This window comes from Streptomyces sp. NPDC004667 (assembly GCF_040609475.1).
Classification (GTDB): Bacteria; Actinomycetota; Actinomycetes; order Streptomycetales; family Streptomycetaceae; genus Streptomyces.
The window spans coordinates 35475-58969 of record NZ_JBEXKC010000049.1; the positions used below are offsets into that span (position 1 = coordinate 35475).

Sequence of the window (23495 nt, forward strand, 5' to 3'; positions counted from 1 at the left end):
ACCGACACGGAGAAGAGCCCCGATGCCCTCCACCGACACGACCGCCCACTCCGGCACCGCATCCACCACCGGCCCCGGCCTGTACCGGCCCACCGAACTCCGGCCCACCGAACGCCGACTCACCGCCCGACTGCTGCCCCTGCTCGCCGAGGCGGACCTCCTCGACTCACCCGCCGGCTGGGACACCGCAGCCACCCCGGCCGGGGACTTCCGTCTCGAACCCGTCCGGCCGGACCGCGACCTGGAGCTCCTGACCGGCTGGATGAACGACCCCGAAGTGGCCGCCTACTGGGAGCTCGACGGGCCCGCCGCCGTCACATCCGCCCACTTGCGGGCGCAGCTCGACGCTGACGGCCTCAGCATCCCCTGCCTCGGCCTCCTGGACGGCACGCCGATGAGCTACTGGGAGATCTACCGAGCCGATCTCGACCCCCTCTCCCACCACTACCGGGCGCGCCCCCACGACACCGGTATCCACCTGCTCATCGGGGACCGTGCCCACCGAGGCCGTGGTCTGGGCGCCACACTGCTGCGCGCCGTGGCGGGCCTCGTCTTCGACCACCGGCCCCGCTGCGCACGCGTCATCGCCGAACCGGACATCCGCAACACCCCCTCCGTATCAGCCTTCCTGACCGCCGGTTTCCGCTTCTCCGCGGAAATCCAGCTCCCTGAGAAGCGCGCCGCCCTGATGATCCGGGAGCGGTCACTGCGCAATCTCCTCTGACCGCCCTCCCGCGACGTTTTCCTTCGACCGTCCTTCTCCACCGCTCCTTCCCCGATCACCGCGCCGCGTCCGGTTGGTCCAACGCCTCTCCCTTCGAAAACTCTGCGTCACGCAGCAAAGTTCCCGATCCCGAGGAGTCCCGTGCCGAATTTCCCCGCAGCCCCCGACTCCGCCGGGCCCGTCCTGCCCCCGTCGCCGCAACATCCCTGCACGCCGCCGGAGCTCAACCGCCCGACCTGGGACTTCGCCGCCCGCCGCCTGCTCGCCAAGATGATCGGCGAGTTCGCGTACGAGGAGATCGTCAGCCCCGTCCCCGTCCCCAGCCCCGCCCCCGCCCAGGCCGCCACCGGGGACGCCTGGGCGCTGGCCCTGGACGACGGAAGCACCCTCGGCTTCCGCGCCCGCCGCCGCGCCTACGGAAGCTGGCACGTCACCCCGGACACCATCACCCTCGCCCCGGCACCCCCCTCCACGCAGCCCCCGGTCGCCTACGGGGACCCGTACGACTTCCTCGTCCGGGCCCGCACCCTCCTGCGCCTCGACGGCCCCACCCTCGGTCACCTCGTCCACGAGCTCAGCGCCACCCTCGCCGCCGACGTGCGCCTCGACCACCACGCGCTCACCGCCGACGTCCTCGCCGATCTGGACTACGCCGACCTCGAAGGCCACCAGACCGGCCACCCCTGGCTCGTCCTGAACAAGGGCCGCGTCGGATGGTCCGCCGCCGACGCGGCGGCCTGGGCGCCCGAGGCCCGCAACCGCCAGCGCCTGCCGTGGCTGGCGGCCCACACCTCCCTCGCCGAGTACCGCGGCACCGCCGGCCTCGAAGACCCCGCACGCCTGTACTCGGCCGAACTGGACCCCGTCACCCGCGCCGCCTTCGACCAGGCCCTCCGCGACCGGGGCCTCGACCCCCGCGGCTACCTCTACCTCCCGGTCCACCCCTGGCAGTGGGACGAGATCGTGCTCCCGCTCTTCGCCCCCGCCCTCGCCTCGGGCGCACTGGTCCCGCTCCCCGCCGACCTCGACACACGGCTCCCGCAGCAGTCCATCCGTACGTTCCTGAACCTCACCCGCCCCGAACGCCACAGCGTGAAACTGCCGCTGTCCGTCTTCAACACCATGGTCTGGCGCGGTCTGCCCAGCGACCTCACCCTCGCCGCACCCGCCGTCACCGCCTGGATCCACTCCCTCCGCGACGCCGACCCCTTCCTGAGCCGCGAGTGCGGGGTCGTCCTGCTCGGCGAGGTCGCCTCCGTCACCGTCCGCCACCCCGTCTACGACCGGCTCCCCGAGGTGCCCTACCAGTACAAGGAACTCCTCGGAGCGATCTGGCGCGAACCCCTGACCGGCCACCTCGCCCCCGGCGAACGCGCCCGTACCCTCGCCTCGCTCCTCCACGTCGATCCCCGCGGCCGCGCCTTCACCGCCGAACTCGTCGCCCGGTCCGGACTCACGCCCACCGCCTGGCTGCAACACCTCTTAGCCGCCCTGCTGCCCCCGCTCCTGCACTTCCTCTACCGCTACGGCACCGTGTTCTCCCCGCACGGCGAGAACACCATCGTGATCTTCGACGAGCAGGACGTACCGGTCCGCCTCGCAGTCAAGGACTTCGTCGACGACATCAACATCAGCAGCGAGCCGCTGCCGGAGCACGCCTCCATGCCCGACGAGGTCAGGGCGGCCCTCCTCACCGAGCCCCCCGGCTACCTCACCCAGTTCATCCACTCGGGACTGTTCGTCGGGGTCTTCCGCTACCTCTCCGCCCTCTGCGAGGACCGGCTCGGCCTTCCGGAGAGCGAGTTCTGGTCCCTCGTACGGGCGGAGACCCTGCGCCACCAGGCCCGCTTCCCGGAGCTCAAGGACCGCTACGAGCTGTTCGACCTGCTCACCGAGCGGATCGACCGGCTCTGCCTCAACCGGAACCGACTGCACGAAGACGGCTACCGCGACCGCCCCGACCGTCCGCACGCCGTCACGCACGGCACCGTCGCCAACCCCCTGCACCACCCGTGAGTGATGATCGATGCGTCCACTGTCGGTGGCGCCCCGTAGGGTTGGCACTGCTATGACGAAGCCCTCCCTCCCCGACCTGCTGCACGCCGCCGTCTCCGCCGTCGGCGGCACGGAGCGGCCCGGCCAGGTGGCCATGGCCGAAGCCGTCGCCGAAGCGATCGACGACAACTCCCACCGGCTGATCCAGGCCGGCACCGGCACCGGAAAGTCCCTCGGCTACCTGGTGCCGGCCCTCGCCCACGGGGAGCGCGTGGTCGTGGCCACCGCGACGCTGGCCCTGCAGCGCCAGCTCGTCGAGCGCGACCTGCCGCGCACCGTGGAGGCCCTCCACCCGCAGCTGCGCCGGCGACCGCAGTTCGCCATGCTCAAGGGCCGGTCGAACTACCTGTGCCTGCACCGCCTGCACGAGGGGGCGCCACAGGACGAGGAGGAGGGCCTCTTCGACCAGTTCGAGGCGGCCACCCCCAGCAGCAAGCTCGGCCAGGACCTGCTGCGCCTGCGCGACTGGGCGGACGAGACCGAGACCGGCGACCGCGACGACCTCACGCCCGGCGTCTCGGACAAGGCCTGGAGCCAGATCTCCGTCTCCTCCCGGGAGTGCCTGGGCGCCACGAAGTGCGCGTACGGCGCCGAATGCTTCGCGGAGGCGGCCCGGGAGCGGGCCAAGCTGGCCGACGTGGTCGTCACCAACCACGCGCTGCTCGCGATCGACGCCATCGAGGGTGCCCCCGTCCTGCCGCAGCACGAGGTGCTGATCGTGGACGAGGCCCACGAGCTGGTCTCCCGCGTGACGGGGGTGGCCACCGGCGAACTCACCCCCGGCCAGGTCAACCGGGCCGTGAAGCGTGCCGCCAAGCTGGTCGAAGAGAAAACGGCGGACTCCCTCCAGACCGCCTCCGAGACCTTCGAACGGGTCATGGAGCTGGCGCTCCCGGGCCGCCTGGAGGAGATCCCCGAGGACCTCGGCTACGCGCTGATGTCCCTGCGGGACTCCGCCCGCAGCGTGATCTCCGCGATCGGCGCCACCCGCGACAAGTCCGTCCACGACGAGGACGCCGTCCGCAAGCAGGCACTGGCCGCGGTCGAGAACGTCCACGCCGTGGCGGAGCGGATCATGAACGGCTCCGAGTACGACGTCGTCTGGTACGAGCGCCACGACCGCTTCGGCGCCACCCTCCGGGTCGCACCGCTCTCGGTGTCCGGGCTGCTGCGCGAGAAGCTGTTTGAGGACCGCTCGGTGGTCCTCACCTCCGCCACCCTGAAGCTGGGCGGCGACTTCAACGGAGTCGCGGCCTCGCTGGGCCTCTCCCCGGAGGGCGTCGAGGGGGACGACGTGCCCGTGTGGCGGGGCCTGGACGTCGGATCGCCGTTCGACTACCCCAAGCAGGGCATCCTCTACGTCGCCAAGCACCTCGCCACCCCGGGCCGCGAAGGCACCCGCGGCGACATGATGGACGAGCTGGCGGAACTCATCGAGGCGGCCGGCGGTCGCACCCTCGGTCTCTTCTCCTCCATGCGCGGTGCCAAGGCGGCCGCCGAGGAACTGCGCGGCCGGCTGGAGAACCCGATCCTGCTCCAGGGCGAGGAGACGCTGGGCGAGCTCATCAAGTCCTTCGCCGCCGACCCGAAGACCTGCCTGTTCGGAACGCTGTCGCTCTGGCAGGGCGTGGACGTCCCGGGACCCAGCTGCCAGCTCGTGATCATGGACCGGATCCCGTTCCCGCGTCCCGACGACCCGTTGATGAGCGCCCGCCAGAAATCGGTGGAGGAGCACGGGGGCAATGGCTTCATGGCGGTCGCGGCCACCCATGCCGCCCTGCTCATGGCACAGGGAGCGGGTCGGCTCGTACGGGCCTCCGGGGACCGGGGGGTCGTCGCGGTGCTTGACCCGCGGCTGGCCACCGCCCGCTACGGGAGCTTCCTGAGGGCCACCCTGCCGGACTTCTGGTACACGACGGACCGCAACCAGGTCCGCCGCTCGCTGGCCGCGATCGACGCGACCGCGAAGGCAGACGGGAAGTAGCCGACGCCGGGAAGCCTCGCCAGGGAATCAGCCACGGAAGCGATGAGGCCGTCGGCGGGCGAGCTGCCCGCCCCGGTCCCCGATCCGGCGCCGGGCGTACCGGCACCTGGGCATGGAACAGCTCCGGGACCGGCGCAGTGGGTCCCGGAGCTGGCTGAGGGGGCGGCGGGGTCTCAGACCCGGCGCAGTACCGCGACGACCTTGCCGAGGATGGTGGCCTCGTCGCCGGGGATCGGCTGGTAGGCGGCGTTGTGCGGGAGCAGCCAGACGTGGCCGTCTTCGCGCCGGAAGCGCTTGACGGTGGCCTCGCCGTCGAGCATCGCCGCGACGATGTCGCCGTTCTCCGCGACCGGCTGGCGGCGGACGGTGACCCAGTCGCCGTCACAGATGGCGGCTTCGATCATCGAGTCGCCGACGACCTTGAGGACGAACAGTTCGCCGTCTCCGACGAGCTGGCGGGGCAGCGGGAAGACGTCCTCGACCGACTCCTCGGCGAGGATCGGGCCGCCGGCCGCGATCCGGCCGACCAGGGGAACGTAAGAGGCGGCGGGCTTGCCGGTGGTGTCGGTGGGCTGCGAGCTCGGCTGGTCCGAGCCGCGCACCTCGTAGGCGCGGGGACGGTGCGGGTCGCGGCGCAGGAAGCCCTTCCGCTCCAGGGCCATCAGCTGGTGTGCCACGGAGGAGGTGCTGGAGAGGCCCACGGCCTGGCCGATCTCGCGCATCGACGGCGGGTAGCCGCGCCGCTGCACGGAGTCCCGGATGACCTCGATGACCCTCCGCTGCCGGTCGGTGAGCCCGGAGCTGTCGGCGCGGATGCCTGGAGGTCGCCCTGGCAGCGAGCGTGCGGGGCGTACGGGCTCCGCTTCCGGGTTCAGGCTTGCGTCGTTCATGGCATGCACCGGCTCGAGTCGGCTCTGGGAGCGGTTCTGGGCAGTGATGGTGGCACTGTCTGCGGTGGTGGTCACGTCGGCCCCTCTCGAAATGTTCTCCCTAGCTGGACAACGGTAGTAGCTTTCGAAAGGTTGCGCCAAACACACGTTCGAGTGAAAAATCGCGGATCCCCCACCTGGGCTAGATCGGTGGGTGTATGGACGGTCGGCCCGGAGGTCGGTCGCGAGGGTGTCCCGCCGGCCGGTTTCCCGAACGCGGGTTCGGCTCCGCACCTGCTGCTTACGGTACCCTTCCCGGTCGGACCGCCACCTCTCGGGCCCGCGTCCAGTGTGGCAGTGGGAGGCCCCTTCTCCGGTCACCGGACACCGCGACACGCGGAGCGGCGCAAATCCGCCACAACCCAAGATCTAGTGGTTGGATGAGCGGCGCCGCCCAGAAGTTGTGGTCCTCGGTCCGCCGAGGGTTCCGACATCGCATATGCTTGTGGCTGCTTCACGAGCCCCCGGCAGCGCCTGGTCCCTGCCGTTCAGGGGCGCAGTGAGGTGATTCAGCCGTGCCAAAACGAAGGGTGAGGGAACCATGCACTGCCCCTTCTGCAGGCACCCTGACAGTCGCGTCGTCGACAGCCGCACCACGGACGACGGGACGTCGATCCGTCGGCGCCGTCAGTGCCCCGACTGCTCCCGTCGCTTCACGACGGTGGAGACGGCCTCCCTGATGGTGATCAAGCGCAGCGGAGTGACCGAACCCTTCAGTCGCACCAAGGTCATCTCTGGCGTCCGCAAGGCGTGCCAGGGGCGGCCGGTCACCGAGGACGCCCTCGCCAAGCTCGGCCAGCGGGTCGAAGAGGCGGTGCGCGCCACCGGCAGTGCCGAGCTGACCACCCACGACGTGGGTCTGGCCATACTCGGCCCGTTGCAGGAGCTCGACCTGGTCGCGTACCTGCGCTTCGCGTCCGTCTACAAAGCGTTCGACACCCTTGAAGACTTCGAGACCGCCATCGCGGAACTGCGCGAGCCGCGGCCTCACCCCCATGAGTGCGAGCCCGGAGGGACCGTTCCGGTCGTCCCCGTGCCCGCCTCCGCCGCCGACTGACCGGCGGGGCCGCGCCCCGGCGCGGTCCGGCCTGCCTCGGCAGGGCGACATTCGCAGAACAAGACACACAGCACCGTGCCGCGGAATATCGTTGGCACTTTAGGGCGTTTTTGCCCGCATATGGGAGGAAGCGGCATGACAGAGACGGCGAGCGGCTCGGCACGAGGTTCCCGCGCCAAGGGGACCAAGACTGCCAAGAGCGGCCTTCGGATCGAGCGCATCCACACCACCCCCGGCGTGCACCCGTACGACGAGGTGAGCTGGGAGCGCCGTGACGTCGTCATGACCAACTGGCGCGACGGCTCGGTCAACTTCGAGCAGCGTGGCGTCGAGTTCCCCGACTTCTGGTCGGTGAACGCGGTCAACATCGTCACCAGCAAGTACTTCCGCGGCGCGGTCGGCACCCCGCAGCGCGAGACCGGCCTGAAGCAGCTCATCGACCGGATCGTGAAGACGTACACGAAGGCCGGCGAGGACAACGACTACTTCGCGTCCCCGGCCGACGTGGAGATCTTCGAGCACGAGCTGACCTACGCCCTCCTGCACCAGATCTTCAGCTTCAACTCGCCGGTGTGGTTCAACGTCGGCACGCCCCAGCCGCAGCAGGTGTCCGCCTGCTTCATCCTGGCCGTCGACGACTCCATGGAGTCGATCCTCGACTGGTACAAGGAAGAGGGCATGATCTTCAAGGGCGGCTCCGGCGCCGGCCTGAACCTCTCCCGCATCCGTTCCTCCAAGGAGCTCCTCTCCTCCGGCGGCAACGCCTCCGGTCCGGTCTCCTTCATGCGCGGCGCCGACGCGTCCGCCGGAACGATCAAGTCGGGTGGCGCCACCCGCCGCGCGGCCAAGATGGTCGTCCTGGACGTGGACCACCCGGACGTCGAGGCCTTCATCGAGACCAAGGTGAAGGAAGAGGAGAAGATCCGCGCCCTGCGCGACGCGGGCTTCGACATGGACCTGGGCGGCGACGACATCACGTCCGTCCAGTACCAGAACGCCAACAACTCCGTCCGCGTGAACGACGAGTTCATGACGGCCGTCGAGAACGGCACCGAGTTCGGCCTCCGGGCCCGCATGACCGGCGAGGTCATCGAGAAGGTCGACGCCAAGGCCCTCTTCCGCAAGCTCGCCGAGGCCGCGTGGGCCTGCGCCGACCCGGGCATCCAGTACGACGGTGTGATCAACAACTGGCACACCTGCCCCGAGTCCGGCCGCATCACCGCGTCCAACCCGTGCAGCGAGTACATGCACCTGGACAACACGTCCTGCAACCTCGCCTCGCTCAACCTGATGAAGTTCCTCGACGACGACGGCAAGGGCAACCAGACCTTCGACGCCGAGCGCTTCGCCAAGGTCGTCGAGCTGGTCATCACCGCGATGGACATCTCCATCTGCTTCGCGGACTTCCCGACGCAGAAGATCGGCGAGAACACCCGCGCCTTCCGCCAGCTGGGCATCGGCTACGCCAACCTCGGCGCCCTCCTGATGGCGACCGGCCACGCGTACGACTCCGACGGCGGCCGCACCCTCGCCGCCTCGATCACCTCGCTGATGACCGGCACCGCGTACAAGCGCTCCGCCGAGCTGGCCGCCATCGTCGGCCCGTACGACGGTTACGCCCGCAACGCCGACTCGCACAAGCGCGTCATGAAGCAGCACGCCGACGCCAACGCCGTCGCGCCGCGCACCGACGACCTCGACAACGTGATCTGGGCCGCGGCCACCGAGGCCTGGCAGGACGTCCTGCGCCTCGGCGAGAAGAACGGCTTCCGCAACGCCCAGGCCTCCGTCCTCGCGCCGACCGGCACCATCGGTCTCGCGATGTCCTGTGACACCACCGGTGTCGAGCCGGACCTGGCCCTGGTCAAGTTCAAGAAGCTCGTCGGCGGCGGCTCGATGCAGATCGTCAACGGCACCGTCCCGCAGGCCCTGCGCCGCCTGGGCTACCAGGAGGAGCAGATCGAGGCGATCGTCGCGCACATCGCCGAGCACGGCGTGGTCGTCGACGCCCCGGGCCTGAAGACCGAGCACTACGAGGTCTTCGACTGCGCCATGGGCGAGCGTTCCATCTCCGCGATGGGCCACGTCCGCATGATGGCCGCGATCCAGCCCTGGATCTCCGGCGCGATCTCCAAGACGGTCAACATGCCGGAGACGGCGACCGTCGAGGAGATCGAGGAGATCTACTTCGAGGCGTGGAAGATGGGCGTCAAGGCGCTCGCGATCTACCGCGACAACTGCAAGGTCGGCCAGCCCCTCTCCGCCAAGAAGAAGGAGGAGGAGAAGGCCGAGGTCACCGAGAAGGCCGAGGAGACCATCCGCGCGGCGGTCGAGAAGGTCATCGAGTACCGCCCGGTCCGCAAGCGCCTCCCCAAGGGCCGCCCGGGGATCACCACCTCCTTCACGGTCGGTGGCGCCGAGGGTTACATGACGGCGAACTCCTACCCGGACGACGGTCTGGGCGAGGTCTTCCTCAAGATGTCCAAGCAGGGTTCGACCCTCGCGGGCATGATGGACGCCTTCTCCATCGCCGTGTCCGTCGGTCTGCAGTACGGCGTCCCGCTGGAGACGTACGTCGCGAAGTTCACCAACATGCGCTTCGAGCCGGCCGGTATGACGGACGACCCGGACGTGCGGATGGCGCAGTCGATCGTCGACTACATCTTCCGTCGCGTGGCGCTCGACTTCCTGCCGTTCGAGACCCGCTCGGCCCTCGGCATCCACTCCGCAGAGGAGCGCCAGCGCCACCTCGACACCGGCTCCTACGAGCCGCTGGAGGACGAGGAGCTCGACACCGAGGCCCTCGCCCAGTCGGCGCCGCTCGCGGCGGTCCCGGCGGCCTCCGCCCCGAAGCCGGTCGAGATCGTTTCCGTCCCGGCCCCGAAGACGGCGCACTCCAACGCCGAACTGGTCGAGATGCAGCTCGGCGTCTCCGCCGACGCCCCGCTCTGCTTCTCCTGCGGTACGAAGATGCAGCGCGCCGGCTCCTGCTACATCTGCGAGGGCTGCGGGTCCACCAGCGGTTGCAGCTGAAACGGAGCGGAACCGCGTCCGGGGCGACAGTGAGCAGCTGTCGCGGAGGGCGTTGATCCGCGCTTGAGAGAGGGTGCCGGCCATGGGCCGGCACCCTCTCCGGCGTTGTGGGTGCGCGGGGGACGGGCGCCCCCGCAGCCGGCGGGCCGACGGGCGCCGTCCTGGGAAATGCTTGGCGTTCCCGTGCCGCGGCTCCGAGAATCGTCCGATGACCGACGAGAAGAACCGCCTCATCCTCCGGATCGTCGTGCCGGATGCTCCCGAGCCCGGTGCCCTGGTGGAGGTACGGCCGGTGGTCGACGGCGTGGACATCCTGGCGGAGGCGTTCACGGAAGGGCCGGGCCAGGACCCCAAGTACCTCCTGCCGCCGGACGGACCCCTCACGGCCGACGCCGTCGAGCCGCGCGAGGTGCGGCTGGCCGAGGCACAGTGCACCGAAGGGTGTTGCGGCGCCCTCTACGTGACCGTTCGGCGTGACGGCGACGAGGTGATCTGGGGCGGGTGGCGCAATCCCGATGACGACGAGGTCGACCTGCCCGAGTTCCGCTTCGACGCGGGGGAGTACCGGGCGGAGGTCGAGCGGGCCGCCGCGGACCACAGCTGGGAGTGGCCCGCGCGCACGGTCGCCCGCCTGTTGACGCGGCACCTGGCAGCGCGCACCGACTGGCTTTCGACATGGGACTGCGAACTCGGCAGCGTGTCCGCCTGGCTGTGGGAACCCGACCGGATCAACCTCTTCTTCTTCCATCCGAGCACCTCGGCCATCAGGGAGGACCGACCCTGGCTGCAATTCCGGATGGTGCTCGCCCTCTCCGGAGAAGACCCCGCCGCGCAGGCGGAGGGACTCGCCCTGCGGCTCACGGCCGGTGATCCGAGGCCGAGCGCCGAAGTGTGCGGCGGATCAGTCGAGTTCGCCCGGCAGCTCGGGTACGCCTGGCCGCGGAGGGGGTGACTCCGGCCGCGCCGCCTGGAGGCGCAGGTCAGGTGGGTGGGGGCCGGTGCGGATTTCGTTTCCCGTCGAAACGATCACCGGTTAGTCTCCCCCGGCGCGCATCGGACGCGCACGGGGAGGGGTGGGGACATGGGCGGCACAGCGGCCGGACCGGGCCGGGGCATGAACGCGGCGGCCCAGGCCGTCGCGGCGGTGGTGTTGGTCGGCGGCCTCGGCGGCGCGGCATGGGTGCTGGGGGAGAGCGGCGGGCAGCCGGCCGACCGGGGGCCCGCCGCGTGCTCGCACTCGGGGGAGGACCTGCCGGCGGAGTACGTCTCCGGGGCGCGCCTGTGCGAGGCGCTGAACAGGCCTGATCTCCCGGTGCTCCTGGGAACGCCCGGGGAGCGCGCGGAGACCGCCTCGGGCAGCGGGGACCGGACGGCCCGTGCCGGCGGCGACCGGACCGCCTCCTCCCAGGCGACCGTCACGCTCAAGAGCCACTCGGTGAAGGTCACCGCCTCGTACGACCGGCTCCCCGTCGCAGGCATGGCCGGGCTGCTGGGGGACACCGCGCGGGAACAGACGGTCCTCGGGCGTCCGGCCGTCCTGTACTCCGACCACACCATCGCCCTCCGGATCAACCTCGGCGGCGCCGGCGGCGGCAGCGGGGGGCCCGGCGGGATCGCCCGCCACCTGCTGGTCGCCCGGGACGCCAAGGACGGCGGTGGCTCCTACGAGTTGGTCATCTGGCGCCAGGACGACATGGTCCCGGACGAGGCCGCGTTGCTGCGGGTCGCCGAGCAGGTGCTGCCGACGATCCCGGGCTGGGCCTCGGGCTGAGCCCGCCGGTCCGCGTGGCGGACGCCGCGATCATTGTGCGGGGCCGGGCGATCCCGGACCCTGGACCTGGACTTCACGGTGGGGGAGTGGGAGAGCCATGTGGAACGGTGACGAGCTGGACCTGGACGCGTACCTGGCGCGCATCGGGATCGGCGCGGGAGACGGTGCTGCGGACCGAGGCGGAGATCGAGGCGGAGACCTCGGCGGAGACCGAGCCGGCGACGGGGACGGGAGCGGGGCGCGGCTCCGGGAACTCCGGCCGGACCTGGAGACGTTGTACGCGGTACACCGTGCCCACACCGCCGCCATTCCCTTCGAGAGCCTGGACGTCCTGCTCGGCCGCCCCGTCGCGCTGGAGGTCAAGGCCATCGAGGACAAGCTCGTGCACGCCCGCCGCGGCGGATACTGCTACGAGCAGAACACGCTGCTGGCCGCCGCCCTGGAACGGATCGGCTTCGAGGTCTCCGGGCGCGGCGCCCGCAACCGTACCCGGGGTGACTCCCTGCTGCCCGTGACCCATGCGGTCCTGGTCGTCACCGTCGAGGGCGAACCGTGGCTCTGCGACGCCGGATTCGGCTACGTGGGCCCGCGTGAGCCCGTCCCGCTCGCACGCCCCGGCGCAGAGGTGCGCCAGGGGGCGTGGACGTACGCCGTCCACGCCGAGGAGGAGGGCGTCCTCGTGCTGCGGGCCCTGCGCGGGGACGTCTGGCGCGACCTGTACGCCTTCTCCCCGCAGCGCTACCACCCCGTCGACTACGTCCTGCTCAACCACTACAGCTCATCGCACCCCCGCTCCGCCTTCCTGGGGCAGACCATCGTCCAGTACCCCGGCGAGGACGTCCGTGTCGCGCTCGTGGGCCGGGAGCTGACCCGGCTGTACCCCGACGGCCGGACCGAGCGCGTGTCCGTGGCCACGGAGGAGCTGCTCCCACTGCTGGAGCGGGAGTTCGGCATTCGGCTGTCCGAGCGGGATGCGGCGGAACTGGTGCGGATCCACCGCTCCGGGGACTGACCCCGGCCCCGCCAGGCCCGTACGATGGCGCGGTGCTGGTCAAGTGGATTCGCTGCACGGTGACGGACCGACGCGGGTTCGAGCGTGGGCAGCGCAAATGGGCGGGGCTGCCCGGCGAACCGGGATTCCGGGGGCAGGGCGGCGGCTGGAGCAGGGGCCGGCAGGGGGTCGCGCACGTCTTCGCGTTCTGGGAGAGCCGATCCTTCTACGACTCGTTCATGGCCCGCTCGCACGACAGGCTCGCGGCCTCCCAGAACGGCACCTTCACCGACGCGCGGGTCACGCTCTTCGACCACCGCTTCGACGTGAAGACCGGCTTCGAGCCGCGCTTCAGCGACGCCGACGTGGTCCGGGTCGCTCACACCCGGGTGCGGGAGGGCCGTGACGAGCACTTCGCCCGCATGCAGGAGAAGGTGTGGAATCCGGCCATGGCGGGCTCCCCCGGAATGATCCGAGGCCTCTTCGGGGAGGCGCCCGGCCGGGAGTTCCTCGTCCTGTCGATGTGGCTCGCCGCGGCCGAGCACGGCAAGTACCGGCAGGAACGGGTGGAGCGGCTCTCGCTGCGCGCCCAGACCGAAGCCGACGTCGAGGCGCTCACCGGGGACGTCGTCGACCTCGAACCCGCCTGGACGGTATGACCGTACGACGAGTGGCGCCCCGACCGGCGTGCCCGTGACGTGCCCCGGTCGGCGGCCGAATAGGGTCGTGGAATGGTACGACCACGGCGCATCGTCCTTGTCCGCCACGGGGAATCGGAGGGGAACGTCGACGACACGGTGTACGAGCGGGAACCCGACCACGCCCTGCGGCTCACCCCGTCCGGCCGCGAGCAGGCCGGCGCGGCAGGGATCCGGCTGCGCGAGCTCTTCGGGGACGAGCACATCAGCGCGTACGTCTCCCCGTACCGCCGGACCCTGCAGACCTTCCGCGAACTGCGGCTGGACCCCGCCCGGGTACGCATGCGAGAGGAGCCCCGGCTGCGCGAGCAGGACTGGGGCAACTGGCAGGACCGGGACGACGTACGGCTCCAGAAGGCCTACCGGGACGCGTACGGGCACTTCTTCTACCGGTTCGCCCAGGGGGAGTCGGGCGCGGACGTCTACGACCGCGTCGGCTCCTTCCTGGAAAGCCTCTACCGCAGCTTCGAGGCGGCCGACCACCCGGAGAACGTGCTGCTGGTGACGCACGGGCTGACGATGCGGCTCTTCTGCATGCGCTGGTTCCACTGGTCGGTCGCCGAGTTCGAAGCCCTCTCCAACCCTGGGAACGGCGAATTCCGGGTACTGATGCTGGGGCCGGACGGCCGGTACCGGATGGACCGCCCATTTGAGCGGTGGACCACACCCGAGCCTTACGACCTGGACGGCTAAAGTGGCGAGGGATGACCGCTGACTCCACTCCCGAGACGCGCTTCGCACGCGCCACGTCCAGCCTCCGAGGGCTGGCCCTGGGGGACGCCCTGGGCTCCCAGTACTTCGTCCCCGTGAACTACCCGCTGCTGAAGCGGCGCGAGCTGCCGCCCGGCAGCGAGCCGTGGCAGTGGACCGACGACACCGAGATGGCCTGCTCGGTGGTGGCCGTGCTCGCCGCGCACGGACGCATCGACCAGGACGCGCTGGCGGCCTCGTTCGCCGACCACCACGACTTCGACCGCGGCTACGGTCCCGCCGTCAACCGGATGCTGCGCCTCGTCCGGGAGGGTGAGGACTGGCGCACGCTGGCGGCCGAGCTGTTCAACGGCCAGGGTTCCTGGGGCAATGGCGCCGCCATGCGGATCGCGCCCCTGGGCGCCTGGTACGCGGACGACCCCGAGCAGGCCACCCACCAGGCGGAGATCTCCGCCTACACCACCCACCAGCACCGTGAGGCGGTGTGCGGGGCGATGGCCGTGGCCGCCGCGGCCGCGCTGGCGGCCTCGCCGGCCGGCCCGCCGACCCCCGAGGCGCTGCTGGACGGGGTCATCGCGCTGGTGCCGCGCAGCGCCGTGGGAGCGGGCGTGCGCCGGGCCCGGGACATGCTGGACTACGGCGACGCGACCACCGTGGCCGCGGTCCTCGGCTGCGGGCGGCGCACCAGCGCCCACGACACGGTGCCGTTCGCGCTGTGGTCGGCGGCGCGGTCGCTCGACGACTACGAGAGGGCGTTCTGGACCACCGCGCAGGTGGGCGGGGACGTGGACACCACCTGCGCGATCGTCGGCGGGGTGCTCGGTGCGCGCGGCGAGGCGGTGCTGCCGCAGGCCTGGCTGGCCCGCACCGAGCCCCTCCCGGAGTGGCTGCCCGGGTCGGCGGTCTGAGCCGACGGTCCGGGCCGACGGTCCGATCCGGCGGCCCGGGCCTTCGTACGTACGGTCCTTCGCGCTCAGGCGGCCGGACCGGCTTCGGCGGCGGCCCCGTTGAGGGCTTCCAGGTCGCTCTTGCGGACCCGGATCACCAGCAGCGCGGTGGCCAGCGCCAGACCCGCCATGGCCACGGCGGCGGCGAAGGCGGTGGAGATGCCCTGGGCGAGGACGAAGTCCCCCCAGGGGTCGGGCAGCCGCCCGGTCTCCTTGAACGCGGCCAGCTGCGCCGGATCGGCCTGCGCCATGAAGGCCGGCACCTGCTTCTCGGCCTCCTCGCGGCCGGCCGTGCCGAAGACGGTGACCAGGATGGACAGGCCGAGCGAACCGCCCACCTGCTGGCTTGCATTGAGCAGCCCGGAGGCCGCACCCGCCTCCTTCGGCGCCACCCCGGAGACGGCGGTGAGGGTGAGGGTCACGAAGTTGAGGCCCATGCCGAAGCCGAAGAGCAGCATCGGGCCGAGCACCCCGGACACGTACGAGCTGTCGGTCCGGATGAAGCTGAGCCAGGCCAGGCCGGTTCCGGTGAGCGCGGACCCGGCGACCATGAAGGGCTTGGGTCCGAAGCGCGGCAGGAAGCGCTGGGAGAGGCCGGCGGCGATGATGATGGCGGCGGTCACGGGCAGGAAGCCGACGCCGGACCGGATCGGTGAGAAGTCCAGCACGTTCTGTACGAACTGGACGATGAAGAAGAACATGCCGAACATGGCGGCGGCCAGCCCGAGCATGATCGCGTAGGTGCCGGCCCGGTTGCGGTCGGCGAACATCCGGAGCGGGATGATCGGTTCCGCGGCCCGCGACTCGATCACCACGAAGGCGCCGAGCATCACGACGGCGGCGATGAAGGAACCGATGGTCAGGGAGTCGCGCCAGCCTTCCTCGGAAGCGCGGATGAACCCGTAGACGAGTGCCGTCATGCCTCCGGTGGAGGTGAGGGCGCCGGCGGCGTCGAAGCGGCCGGGGTGGCGCTCGGACTCGTTGATGAAGAGCGGCGCGAGCACGGCGATCAGCACGCCGATCGGCACGTTGACGAAGAGGACCCACCGCCAGTCGAGCCATTCCGTGAGCATGCCGCCGGCCAGCAGGCCGACGGCGCCGCCGCCCGCGGAGACGGCGGCGAAGACGCCGAAGGCGCGGTTGCGGTCGGGGCCCTCGGCGAAGGTGGTGGTGATCAGGGCGAGCGCCGTCGGCGAGGCGATGGCGCCGCCCACGCCCTGGAGGGCGCGGGCGGCCAGCAGCTGCCAGGGCTCCTGGGCGAATCCGCCGAGCAGGGACGCGAGGGTGAAGAGCAGGATCCCGGTCATGAAGACGCGGCGGCGGCCCAGGATGTCGCCCGCGCGGCCGCCGAGCAGCAGCAGGCCGCCGAAGGCCAGCGTGTAGGCGCTGATCACCCAGGAGAGGTCGGTGGTGGAGAAGGAGAGGGCGGTCTGGATGTGCGGGAGCGCGATGTTCACGATCGTCGCGTCGAGGACGACCATGAGCTGGCAGGCCGCGATGACGGCGAGTGCCACGCCCGGACGCCCGGGCCGTCGGGCGGCCCCCGGTATCCGCGGAGCGTCGAGTCGGGTGCTTGTCACTGTGGATCCCCCCGAAGTGAAATAGTGAACGCATTCGTTCACTGCGGGTCCACGGTAGGAGTCGCACAGTAGGGAACGCAAGCGTTCACTAGGGTGGGAAATCCGTGCGAGTCGCGCGGGTCGGTCGGAGGTATGGAGCATGACGGGTTCGGGTCGGCCGCAGGGCGTGGCGCCGGGGCGCAGGCGGGGGCCGGAGCTCGAACGGGCGATCCTCGACGCGGCGCTGGAGCAGCTCGGCGCGGCCGGCTGGGCCTCCCTCACCATGGAGGGCGTCGCGGCCGGGGCGCGCACCGGCAAGGCGGCGCTCTATCGGCGCTGGTCCTCCAAGGCGGACCTCGTCGCCGACGCGTTGCGGGAGGGCCTGCCCGAGCTGGGACGGATCGCGGACCACGGATCGGTGCGCGAAGACCTGTACCGGCTGTGTGTGCGGATGCGGGACGTCATGCGTTCGCCGGCCGGCGAGGCCCTTCGCGCGATGCTTCACGAATGCGACCACGCCCATGCCGACCGGTTCCGTGCGGTCATCTGGGACGGGCTGCACGAGCCGGCGCACCGGCTGATCCGTGAGCTGGTGGACCGCGGAATCAAGCGGGGAGACGTCCGTCCGGATGCCACGAGTCCGCTGATCACCGATGTGATTCCGGCGATGCTGATGTACCGGACCAAGCTGTGCGGGAGCGAATGGCCGGACGCGGAAATCGCGGAGATGATCGACGGGCTGATGGTGCCGATGCTCCGGGGCTGAGCTCCGGCTCGGGCCCGCGAAGGGCGTGCGCGCGGGCTCGCCGGGGGCGCGCGTCCGGTCCCACCGGTCCGGTCCGGTGCGGCTTGCCGCAGGCCGGGGTGTGCAGGCGGCCCGAGGCGGCGTACCCTTGCTGGCGCCATGCCGTACGAAGCACCCACCCACACCGTCGAGCGCTCCCTCCGTGCAACCACCGGCGCCAAGGTCATCGCCGGGGTCGACGAGGTCGGACGAGGGGCCTGGGCCGGTCCCGTCACCGTCTGCGCGGCGATCACCGGTCTGCGCCGGCCGCCCGCGGGGCTCACCGACTCCAAACTGCTCACCCCCAAGCGACGCGACGCGCTGCTCGACGTCCTGGAGGACTGGGTCACCGCACATGCCCTGGGGCACGCCTCCCCGGAGGAGATCGACGAACTGGGGATGACCGCAGCCCTGCGGTTGGCGGCGGTGCGCGCGCTGGAGGCCCTGCCGGTCCGGCCCGACGCGGTGATCCTCGACGGCAAGCACGACTATCTCGGCCCGCCCTGGCGGGTTCGTACGGTGATCAAGGGCGATCAGTCCTGCGTCGCCGTTGCCGCGGCCTCGGTGATCGCCAAGGTCCGGCGCGACCGGATGATGGCCGAACTGGGCGAACGGGGCGACGGAATAGAGGACTTCGCCTTCGCCGCCAACGCCGGCTATCCCTCGCCCGTGCACCGGGCCGCACTTGAGGTGCGGGGGCCCACCGTGTACCACCGGCTCTCGTGGTCGTACCTCGACGCGCTGCCCCAGTGGCGCCACTTGAAGAAGGTGCGCCGGAGCGAGGAATCGATGGAGCTGGAAAACGGAGGCCAACTCGGCTTCGATTTCTGATCGCACCCACGTGCCACCCACCGGTACGTTTCGTACCGGTGTTTGATAGATATCAACTCATGCCTCTCACCCCCGCCATCGAGGAGCCTCAGATTCACGAGAGTGCCCAGGGTCCCCGCGTCACGCCGGCCGCGAGCCGCACCGCGCAGACCCCCCGCCCCGTACCTGGTCCGCGTCCCGCAGCCGTACCCCGGCCCGGGCGCCCCGGTCCCGTCCGGCCCGCCCCGCCCGCGCAGCGCGCGGCACAGGCCACCCCCGGACCCGTTCCCGCAGCCCCCACCGCGCCGTCCGTCTCGGCGGCCGTGCCCCAGGTCCAGCTGATCCCGGCCTCCGCCGAGGGTGCGCTGGACGCGGCCGAGGAGGCCGTGGACCTGCTGCTCGACACCGGGCGCGCGCCCGGCGACATCCTGGTGATCACCACCGGCGACCCGCACCCGTGGGCCGCGCACGAGCTGTCCTTCGGCGAGGCCTCCTACTGGGCCCAGCACGACGCCAAGGACGACATCTTCTACGCGGACGCGGCGCAGGTGCAGCGCGCCGCGGGCCGTCCCGTCGTGGTCTTCGCGGCCAACGGCGGACCGGCCGGTGCCGTCGCCGCCGCGCTGCCGGTCGCGCTGACGCGCGCCGGGGCCCTGCTGATCGTGTGCGGCGACGCGCAGCAGATCAACTCCGTGCTGGGTGCGGGCGTCTGACGCCCAGCACCCCATGCGGGCGGGGGCGGGGCGGGCCGGGTGCCGGCCCCGCTGAAGTCCTGGGCCTGACCAGCCGTACGCCCTTGCGGGGGTACGGCCGTCCGGCCTGCCCGCCCGGTGTGGCGGGACGTCATGAGGGTCCCGGCGTCCGGATGTTCCTACGCCGGGACCGGCCGTGTCGCCGGGACCAGGCGTGTCGCCGGGACCGCCTGCGCTGCCGGGACCGGCCGGGTTGCCGGGACCGGTCCTGCGGTCAGCGGGCGGCGGTGCGGCGCAGTGGCTCGGCCGCCCCGCCGGCGGTGCTGAGGGTCAGCGGTGCCGTCTCGGCCGCCAGCGATCCGAGGTACCCGGGTCTGGTGTCCGAACCGGGGCTTCGCCCGCCGCGGCCCTCGCCCAGCACCTGCCAGCCCCCTCGGGTCAGCGTGATGTAGGCGCCACAGCGCAGTCCGTGCAGGGTGCAGGCGTCCCGCAGGCCCCACATCCAGGCGCCGTCCTCCTCGGTCCACCGCTCGTCGCCGTCGCGGCAGTACATCAGCACCGCCGTCCTTGCCGGGGTCCGCCGCCGCAGGTCGTGCGGGATGACCCGGCGCAGCCGGGACAACAGGGCGTTGCGGTACTCCCAGCCGTCCGCGGAGCCGGACCGCTGCACGAAGGAGGCGCTCGCCACCAACCGGTCCTCGGGACCGAGGACCGCGATGACGGCGGTGGAGGGCGAGGGGCCGTGCCGGGAGTGCAGTCCGCTGACCAGCTCGCGCGGATTGCTGAGCAGGGGGATCCCGGCCGCCGTCCACTCGGCGGGTTCGAGCAGTCGGCCGTGACGGCTGGCGCCGCCGGTCGCAGTTGCCAGGGACGTGGTCGAGGGCGGGGCGAATCCGAAGGTCACGGTCCTCCCTTCGGGTACACGCCCGCGAGCGGGCACGGCTGGGCTGTGGGCGCGCCGCGGCGCGGCCCTGGAGAGTGCCGTCGAGCCGAGCGGGAGCACTCCGATTCTCGCGTGGTGCGCGAGGGCGGGGCAATGAGCATTTGAAGCAGCAGACCGGAATTCGCCGGTATGCCGTTCATATCCTTGCCCCGCCGCGCCGGAGATGACTCATTCGGCTACGGCTGGAGCGCGAGCACCAGCGGAAACACCCCCTTCGCGCCCGCCCGGCGGAGCAGCCGGGCGGCCACCGCGAGGGTCCATCCGCTCTCCGCCCGGTCGTCGACGAGGAACACCGGACCCGATGCCTCGGACAGGCTGGCCGTCAGGGCCTGTGGGACGGTCAAGGCCTGGTGGAGTCCCCGGACCCGCTGGGCGCTGTTCGAGGACGGCAGCCCGAACTCCGGTGCCTGATCGGTGTACTCCAGGGCTCCGAGCAGCGGGATCCGTCCGACCTCGGCGATCCGGGCGGCGAGCGAGCCGACCAGCAGGGGACGGCTCCGCGAGGGCAGCGCGACCACGCCCACGGGCCGGGCGGGGGCGTCCGCCGCACCGGAGGCCCAACCCCCCGGGCCCCGTGCCCAGTCGGCGAGTACGGCGACCACAGCCTGGGCGACATCGTCCGGAACCGGCTGGTCGGGCGTCTGCGCGGCCAGCATCGGGCGCAGTCGGTTGCCCCAGCCGATGTCGGACAGTCTGCCCAGGGCCCGGCCGGTCGAGGCCTGTTCCCCGGCCGGGATCCGGCCCTTGAGGTCGACGCCGACCGCGGCGAGTCCGGTCGGCCACATCTTGCGGGGCTCCAGTTCCACTCCCGGGCGGCTCAGTTCGCCGCGGGCGGTGTCCAGGGCGGTGCCGGAGACGTCCGGGGTGAAGCGGGCGCCCGCGCAGTTGTCGCAGCGGCCGCAGGGTGCGGCCTCCTCGTCGTCCAGCTGGCGGCGCAGGAACTCCATGCGGCAGTCGGTGGAGGCGGCGTAGTCCCGCATCGCCTGCTGCTCGGCGGACCTCTGCCGGGCGACCCAGGCGTAGCGCTCGGCGTCGTACACCCACGGCTCACCGGTGGAGGTCCAGCCGCCCTTGACGCGGTGGACGGCGCCGTCGACGTCCAGGACCTTCAGCATCGTCTCCAGGCGGGTGCGGCGCAGGTCGACGAGCGGTTCCAGGGCGGGCAGGGAGAGGGGGCGGCCCGCCTGGGCCAGGACGTCCAGGGTGCGGCGGACCTGCTCCTCCGGCGGGAAGGCGACCGAGGCGAAGTACTGCCAGATCGCCTCGTCCTCGCGGCCGGGCAGCAGGAGCACCTCGGCGTGCTCCACGCCGCGGCCCGCACGGCCGACCTGCTGGTAGTAGGCGATGGGGGAGGAGGGGGATCCCAGGTGCACGACGAAGCCGAGGTCGGGCTTGTCGAAGCCCATCCCGAGGGCGGAGGTGGCCACGAGGGCCTTGACGCGGTTGGCCTGGAGGTCGTTCTCCGCCTGCTCGCGGTCGGCGTTCTCGGTCTTTCCGGTGTACGAGGAGACGGTGTGGCCCCGGTGGCGGAGGTAGGCGGTGACCTCCTCGGCGGCGGCCACCGTCAGCGTGTAGATGATTCCGGAGCCCGGCAGGTCGGTGAGGTGGTCGGCGAGCCAGGCGAGCCGGTGAGCGGCGTCGGGGAGGGTCAGCACGGCCAGGCTCAGGCTCTCGCGGTCCAGCGGGCCGCGCAGTACGAGGGCGTCCGTACCGGCTCCGGTGCCGAGCTGTTCGGCGACGTCCGCCGTCACCCGGGCGTTGGCGGTGGCGGTCGTGGCGAGGACCGGGACACCCGGCGGGAGATCGGCCAGCATGGTGCGCAGCCGGCGGTAGTCGGGGCGGAAGTCGTGCCCCCAGTCGGAGATGCAGTGGGCCTCGTCGACCACCAGAAGGCCGGTGGCGGCGGCGAGCTTGGGGAGCACCTGGTCGCGGAAGTCGGGGTTGTTGAGGCGTTCGGGGCTGACGAGCAGGACGTCGACCTCGCCCGCCGCGACCTCGGCCTGGATGCCCTCCCACTCCTCCGGATTGGCGGAGTTGATGGTGCGGGCGCGGATCCCGGCCCGGGCGGCGGCTTCGACCTGGTTGCGCATCAGCGCGAGCAGTGGGGAGACGATGACGGTCGGTCCGGCGCCGCCCGCCCGCAGCAGGGAGGTGGCCACGAAGTACACGGCGGATTTGCCCCACCCCGTGCGCTGGACGACCAGGGCCCGCCGCTTGTGCGCGACGAGGGCCTCGATCGCCCGCCACTGGTCCTCGCGCAGCCGTGCGGTGCCCGTGGGGTCGCCCACGAGGCGGGCGAGTACGGAATCTGCGGAGGACCTCAGGTCTGCGTTCATACCCCCATGCAACCCGATGGTTCTGACATCGCGCCAATGACGCCCTCGACCTGTGGATATTGAAGGTTCAATCGAGTTATCCACAGGGGTTTCGCGATCGGTCCGCACACGGGACCGTCGAGCCATGACGACGAACCACGAATCCCGCAGTCAGTCCGACCGACCCTCCATCAGCCCCTCCGGAACCTCCGAGGCCTCCCGGATCACCTTGCGCAGCCCCGCCGAACTGGCCGACGCGCTGCCCTACATGCTCGGATTCCATCCGACGGACTCCCTCGTCATGGTCGCCGTGCACGGCGAGGGCGGACGCTTCGGCGGACGCCTGCGCGTCGGAATCCCCTCCACGCCCGCCGAATGGGAGGACACCGCCCGGCAGGTCGCCGAATGCCTCGTGCGGGGCAGCGAGCGGCGCGGCGGCAAGCCGGACGGCATCGTCGTCTTCCTGTGCCAGGACCCACGGGCCGGGGAGAGCGGGCAGCGGGTGATGACCCGGCTGCGGCCGCTCGCCCAGCGGGTGCGCCTCGCCTGCGGCTCCCTGGACGTACCCGTCCTGGAGGCCCTGTGCCTCTCGGGCGGCCGCTACTGGTCCTACACCTGCGACGACTCCGGCTGCTGCCCGGCCGAGGGCAACCCGCTCGCCCCGGCGGGCACCTCGGTCATGGCCGCGGCGGCGACCTTCGCCGGACTCCGGGTCCGGGGCTCGCTGAAGGAGATCGAAAGCCGGCTCACGCCGCTTGCCGGAGCCGGGGCCGCGGAGCAGGAGGAGGCCCTCGACCGGGCGGCCGTCGCCCTCGTACCGAAGATCCTCGACGGGGCCACCCGCGAGGAGGTCGGAGCGGAGACCCTCACCCTCGCCAAGACCCTGATGCGCCGCCTGACCCTCGCGCCGCCCGTCGAAGGAGGTCCACGCGCCGACGACTGGGACGACGCCCTCCTCGGGCACGACGAGGCCGCCGCCGTGATCCTCGGCCTCCAGGACCGAGAGATCCGCGACATCGCCGCCGAGTGGATGGAAGGCGACGAAGCCGCCCCCGCCCTGCGCCTGTGGCGGGCCCTGGCCCGGCGCTGCGTCGGCGCGTACGGAGAACACGCGGCGGCGCCGCTCACCCTGGCCGGCTGGGTCTCCTGGTCCGGCGGGGACGAGCCGACCGCACGCATCGCCCTCGGGCTCGCCCTGCGGGCCGACTCCGAGTACCGCTTCGCCCAGCTGCTCCACCACGCGTGCAACGAGGGCATCGACCCGGAAGGGCTGCGGCAGTGCCTGCGGGAGGAGCGCCGACGCCGCGAACCCCGCCGCAAGCGCTCCGCCGCCACCACCCGTCCGCCCGGCCGCCGGGACGGCAAGCGCCGCCGTCCGACCCGCCGCCCCGAGGGGAGCGACCAGTGAGCCCGCACCGAACCCCCGGCGGCCGGAGTCCCGCACGGCGGCACCGCGGCCACGGGCCCGCACGGCGGCACCGCGGCCACGGGC

At 71.8% G+C, this 23495-nt stretch carries 19 protein-coding genes; 15 read left to right on the plus strand and 4 right to left on the minus strand.

Features of this window, described 5'->3' with window-relative positions; genetic code table 11:
- Window positions 1-22 precede the first annotated feature (22 nt).
- From ABZW32_RS25060 to ABZW32_RS25070, 3 genes are all read left to right on the plus strand, one after another.
- Complete coding sequence (locus ABZW32_RS25060; RefSeq protein WP_356219527.1) at window positions 23-724, plus strand: GNAT family N-acetyltransferase; 702 nt, start codon at window positions 23-25, stop codon at window positions 722-724.
- A 183-nt stretch (window positions 725-907) separates the two neighbouring features.
- A complete protein-coding gene (locus tag ABZW32_RS25065) occupies window positions 908-2740 on the plus strand; it encodes an IucA/IucC family protein (RefSeq protein ID WP_356219570.1) in 1833 nt (610 codons plus the stop codon).
- A gap of 52 nt (window positions 2741-2792) precedes the next feature.
- Window positions 2793-4763, plus strand: a complete 1971-nt coding sequence (locus ABZW32_RS25070; RefSeq protein WP_356219529.1) for an ATP-dependent DNA helicase — start codon at window positions 2793-2795, stop codon at window positions 4761-4763.
- 173 nt (window positions 4764-4936) lie between these two features.
- Here the strand turns inward: ABZW32_RS25070 and lexA are convergent, their stop codons facing one another.
- Entirely contained in the window at window positions 4937-5728 is a 792-nt protein-coding gene (gene lexA, locus ABZW32_RS25075; RefSeq protein ID WP_030239576.1) for a transcriptional repressor LexA, read from the minus strand.
- 505 nt (window positions 5729-6233) lie between these two features.
- Between lexA and nrdR the strand changes: the two genes are divergently transcribed.
- The 8 genes from nrdR (at window position 6234) to ABZW32_RS25115 (ending at window position 14861) form a co-directional block, all read left to right on the plus strand.
- A complete protein-coding gene (nrdR, locus tag ABZW32_RS25080; protein ID WP_356219531.1) occupies window positions 6234-6749 on the plus strand; it encodes a transcriptional regulator NrdR in 516 nt (171 codons plus the stop codon).
- 135 nt (window positions 6750-6884) lie between these two features.
- Window positions 6885-9782: a vitamin B12-dependent ribonucleotide reductase gene (locus ABZW32_RS25085; RefSeq protein ID WP_356219534.1), complete on the plus strand. Its 2898-nt coding sequence runs from the start codon at window positions 6885-6887 to the stop codon at window positions 9780-9782.
- 208 nt (window positions 9783-9990) lie between these two features.
- Window positions 9991-10734 (plus strand): hypothetical protein, encoded by a 744-nt coding sequence (locus tag ABZW32_RS25090; protein WP_356219536.1) that lies wholly within the window; start codon window positions 9991-9993, stop codon window positions 10732-10734.
- 129 nt (window positions 10735-10863) lie between these two features.
- Window positions 10864-11553 carry a DUF6215 domain-containing protein gene (locus ABZW32_RS25095; RefSeq protein ID WP_356219538.1) on the plus strand — a complete coding sequence of 230 codons (690 nt, stop codon included), beginning with the start codon at window positions 10864-10866 and terminating at the stop codon, window positions 11551-11553.
- A 97-nt stretch (window positions 11554-11650) separates the two neighbouring features.
- Window positions 11651-12565 carry an arylamine N-acetyltransferase gene (locus tag ABZW32_RS25100; RefSeq protein WP_356219540.1) on the plus strand — a complete coding sequence of 305 codons (915 nt, stop codon included), beginning with the start codon at window positions 11651-11653 and terminating at the stop codon, window positions 12563-12565.
- A gap of 32 nt (window positions 12566-12597) precedes the next feature.
- Window positions 12598-13203, plus strand: a complete 606-nt coding sequence (locus ABZW32_RS25105) for a YdbC family protein (RefSeq protein WP_030239584.1) — start codon at window positions 12598-12600, stop codon at window positions 13201-13203.
- 72 nt (window positions 13204-13275) lie between these two features.
- Window positions 13276-13935, plus strand: coding sequence for a histidine phosphatase family protein (locus tag ABZW32_RS25110; RefSeq protein WP_356219543.1), 660 nt, complete (start codon window positions 13276-13278; stop codon window positions 13933-13935).
- 11 nt (window positions 13936-13946) lie between these two features.
- Window positions 13947-14861: an ADP-ribosylglycohydrolase family protein gene (locus ABZW32_RS25115; RefSeq protein WP_356219545.1), complete on the plus strand. Its 915-nt coding sequence runs from the start codon at window positions 13947-13949 to the stop codon at window positions 14859-14861.
- 65 nt (window positions 14862-14926) lie between these two features.
- Here ABZW32_RS25115 and ABZW32_RS25120 read toward each other — a convergent pair whose 3' ends face one another.
- Complete coding sequence (locus tag ABZW32_RS25120; protein ID WP_356219547.1) at window positions 14927-16480, minus strand: MFS transporter; 1554 nt, start codon at window positions 16478-16480, stop codon at window positions 14927-14929.
- A 139-nt stretch (window positions 16481-16619) separates the two neighbouring features.
- Between ABZW32_RS25120 and ABZW32_RS25125 the strand changes: the two genes are divergently transcribed.
- The 3 genes from ABZW32_RS25125 to ABZW32_RS25135 all read left to right on the plus strand — a co-directional run bounded on the left by ABZW32_RS25125 (window position 16620) and on the right by ABZW32_RS25135 (window position 18766).
- Window positions 16620-17225: a TetR/AcrR family transcriptional regulator gene (locus tag ABZW32_RS25125; protein ID WP_356219550.1), complete on the plus strand. Its 606-nt coding sequence runs from the start codon at window positions 16620-16622 to the stop codon at window positions 17223-17225.
- 138 nt (window positions 17226-17363) lie between these two features.
- Window positions 17364-18074 carry a ribonuclease HII gene (locus ABZW32_RS25130; protein ID WP_356219552.1) on the plus strand — a complete coding sequence of 237 codons (711 nt, stop codon included), beginning with the start codon at window positions 17364-17366 and terminating at the stop codon, window positions 18072-18074.
- Between the two features lie 59 nt (window positions 18075-18133).
- Window positions 18134-18766 carry a hypothetical protein gene (locus tag ABZW32_RS25135; RefSeq protein WP_356219554.1) on the plus strand — a complete coding sequence of 211 codons (633 nt, stop codon included), beginning with the start codon at window positions 18134-18136 and terminating at the stop codon, window positions 18764-18766.
- Window positions 18767-19019: 253 nt separating this feature from the next.
- Here the strand turns inward: ABZW32_RS25135 and ABZW32_RS25140 are convergent, their stop codons facing one another.
- Together ABZW32_RS25140 and ABZW32_RS25145 are read right to left on the minus strand one after the other, a co-directional pair.
- A complete protein-coding gene (locus tag ABZW32_RS25140; RefSeq protein ID WP_356219557.1) occupies window positions 19020-19649 on the minus strand; it encodes a hypothetical protein in 630 nt (209 codons plus the stop codon).
- 215 nt (window positions 19650-19864) lie between these two features.
- A complete protein-coding gene (locus tag ABZW32_RS25145; protein ID WP_356219559.1) occupies window positions 19865-22024 on the minus strand; it encodes a RecQ family ATP-dependent DNA helicase in 2160 nt (719 codons plus the stop codon).
- Between the two features lie 124 nt (window positions 22025-22148).
- Here ABZW32_RS25145 and ABZW32_RS25150 point away from each other — a divergent pair, with 124 nt between their 5' ends.
- Entirely contained in the window at window positions 22149-23411 is a 1263-nt protein-coding gene (locus tag ABZW32_RS25150) for a DUF4192 domain-containing protein (RefSeq protein ID WP_356219562.1), read from the plus strand.
- The last annotated feature ends 84 nt before the right edge of the window (window positions 23412-23495 follow it).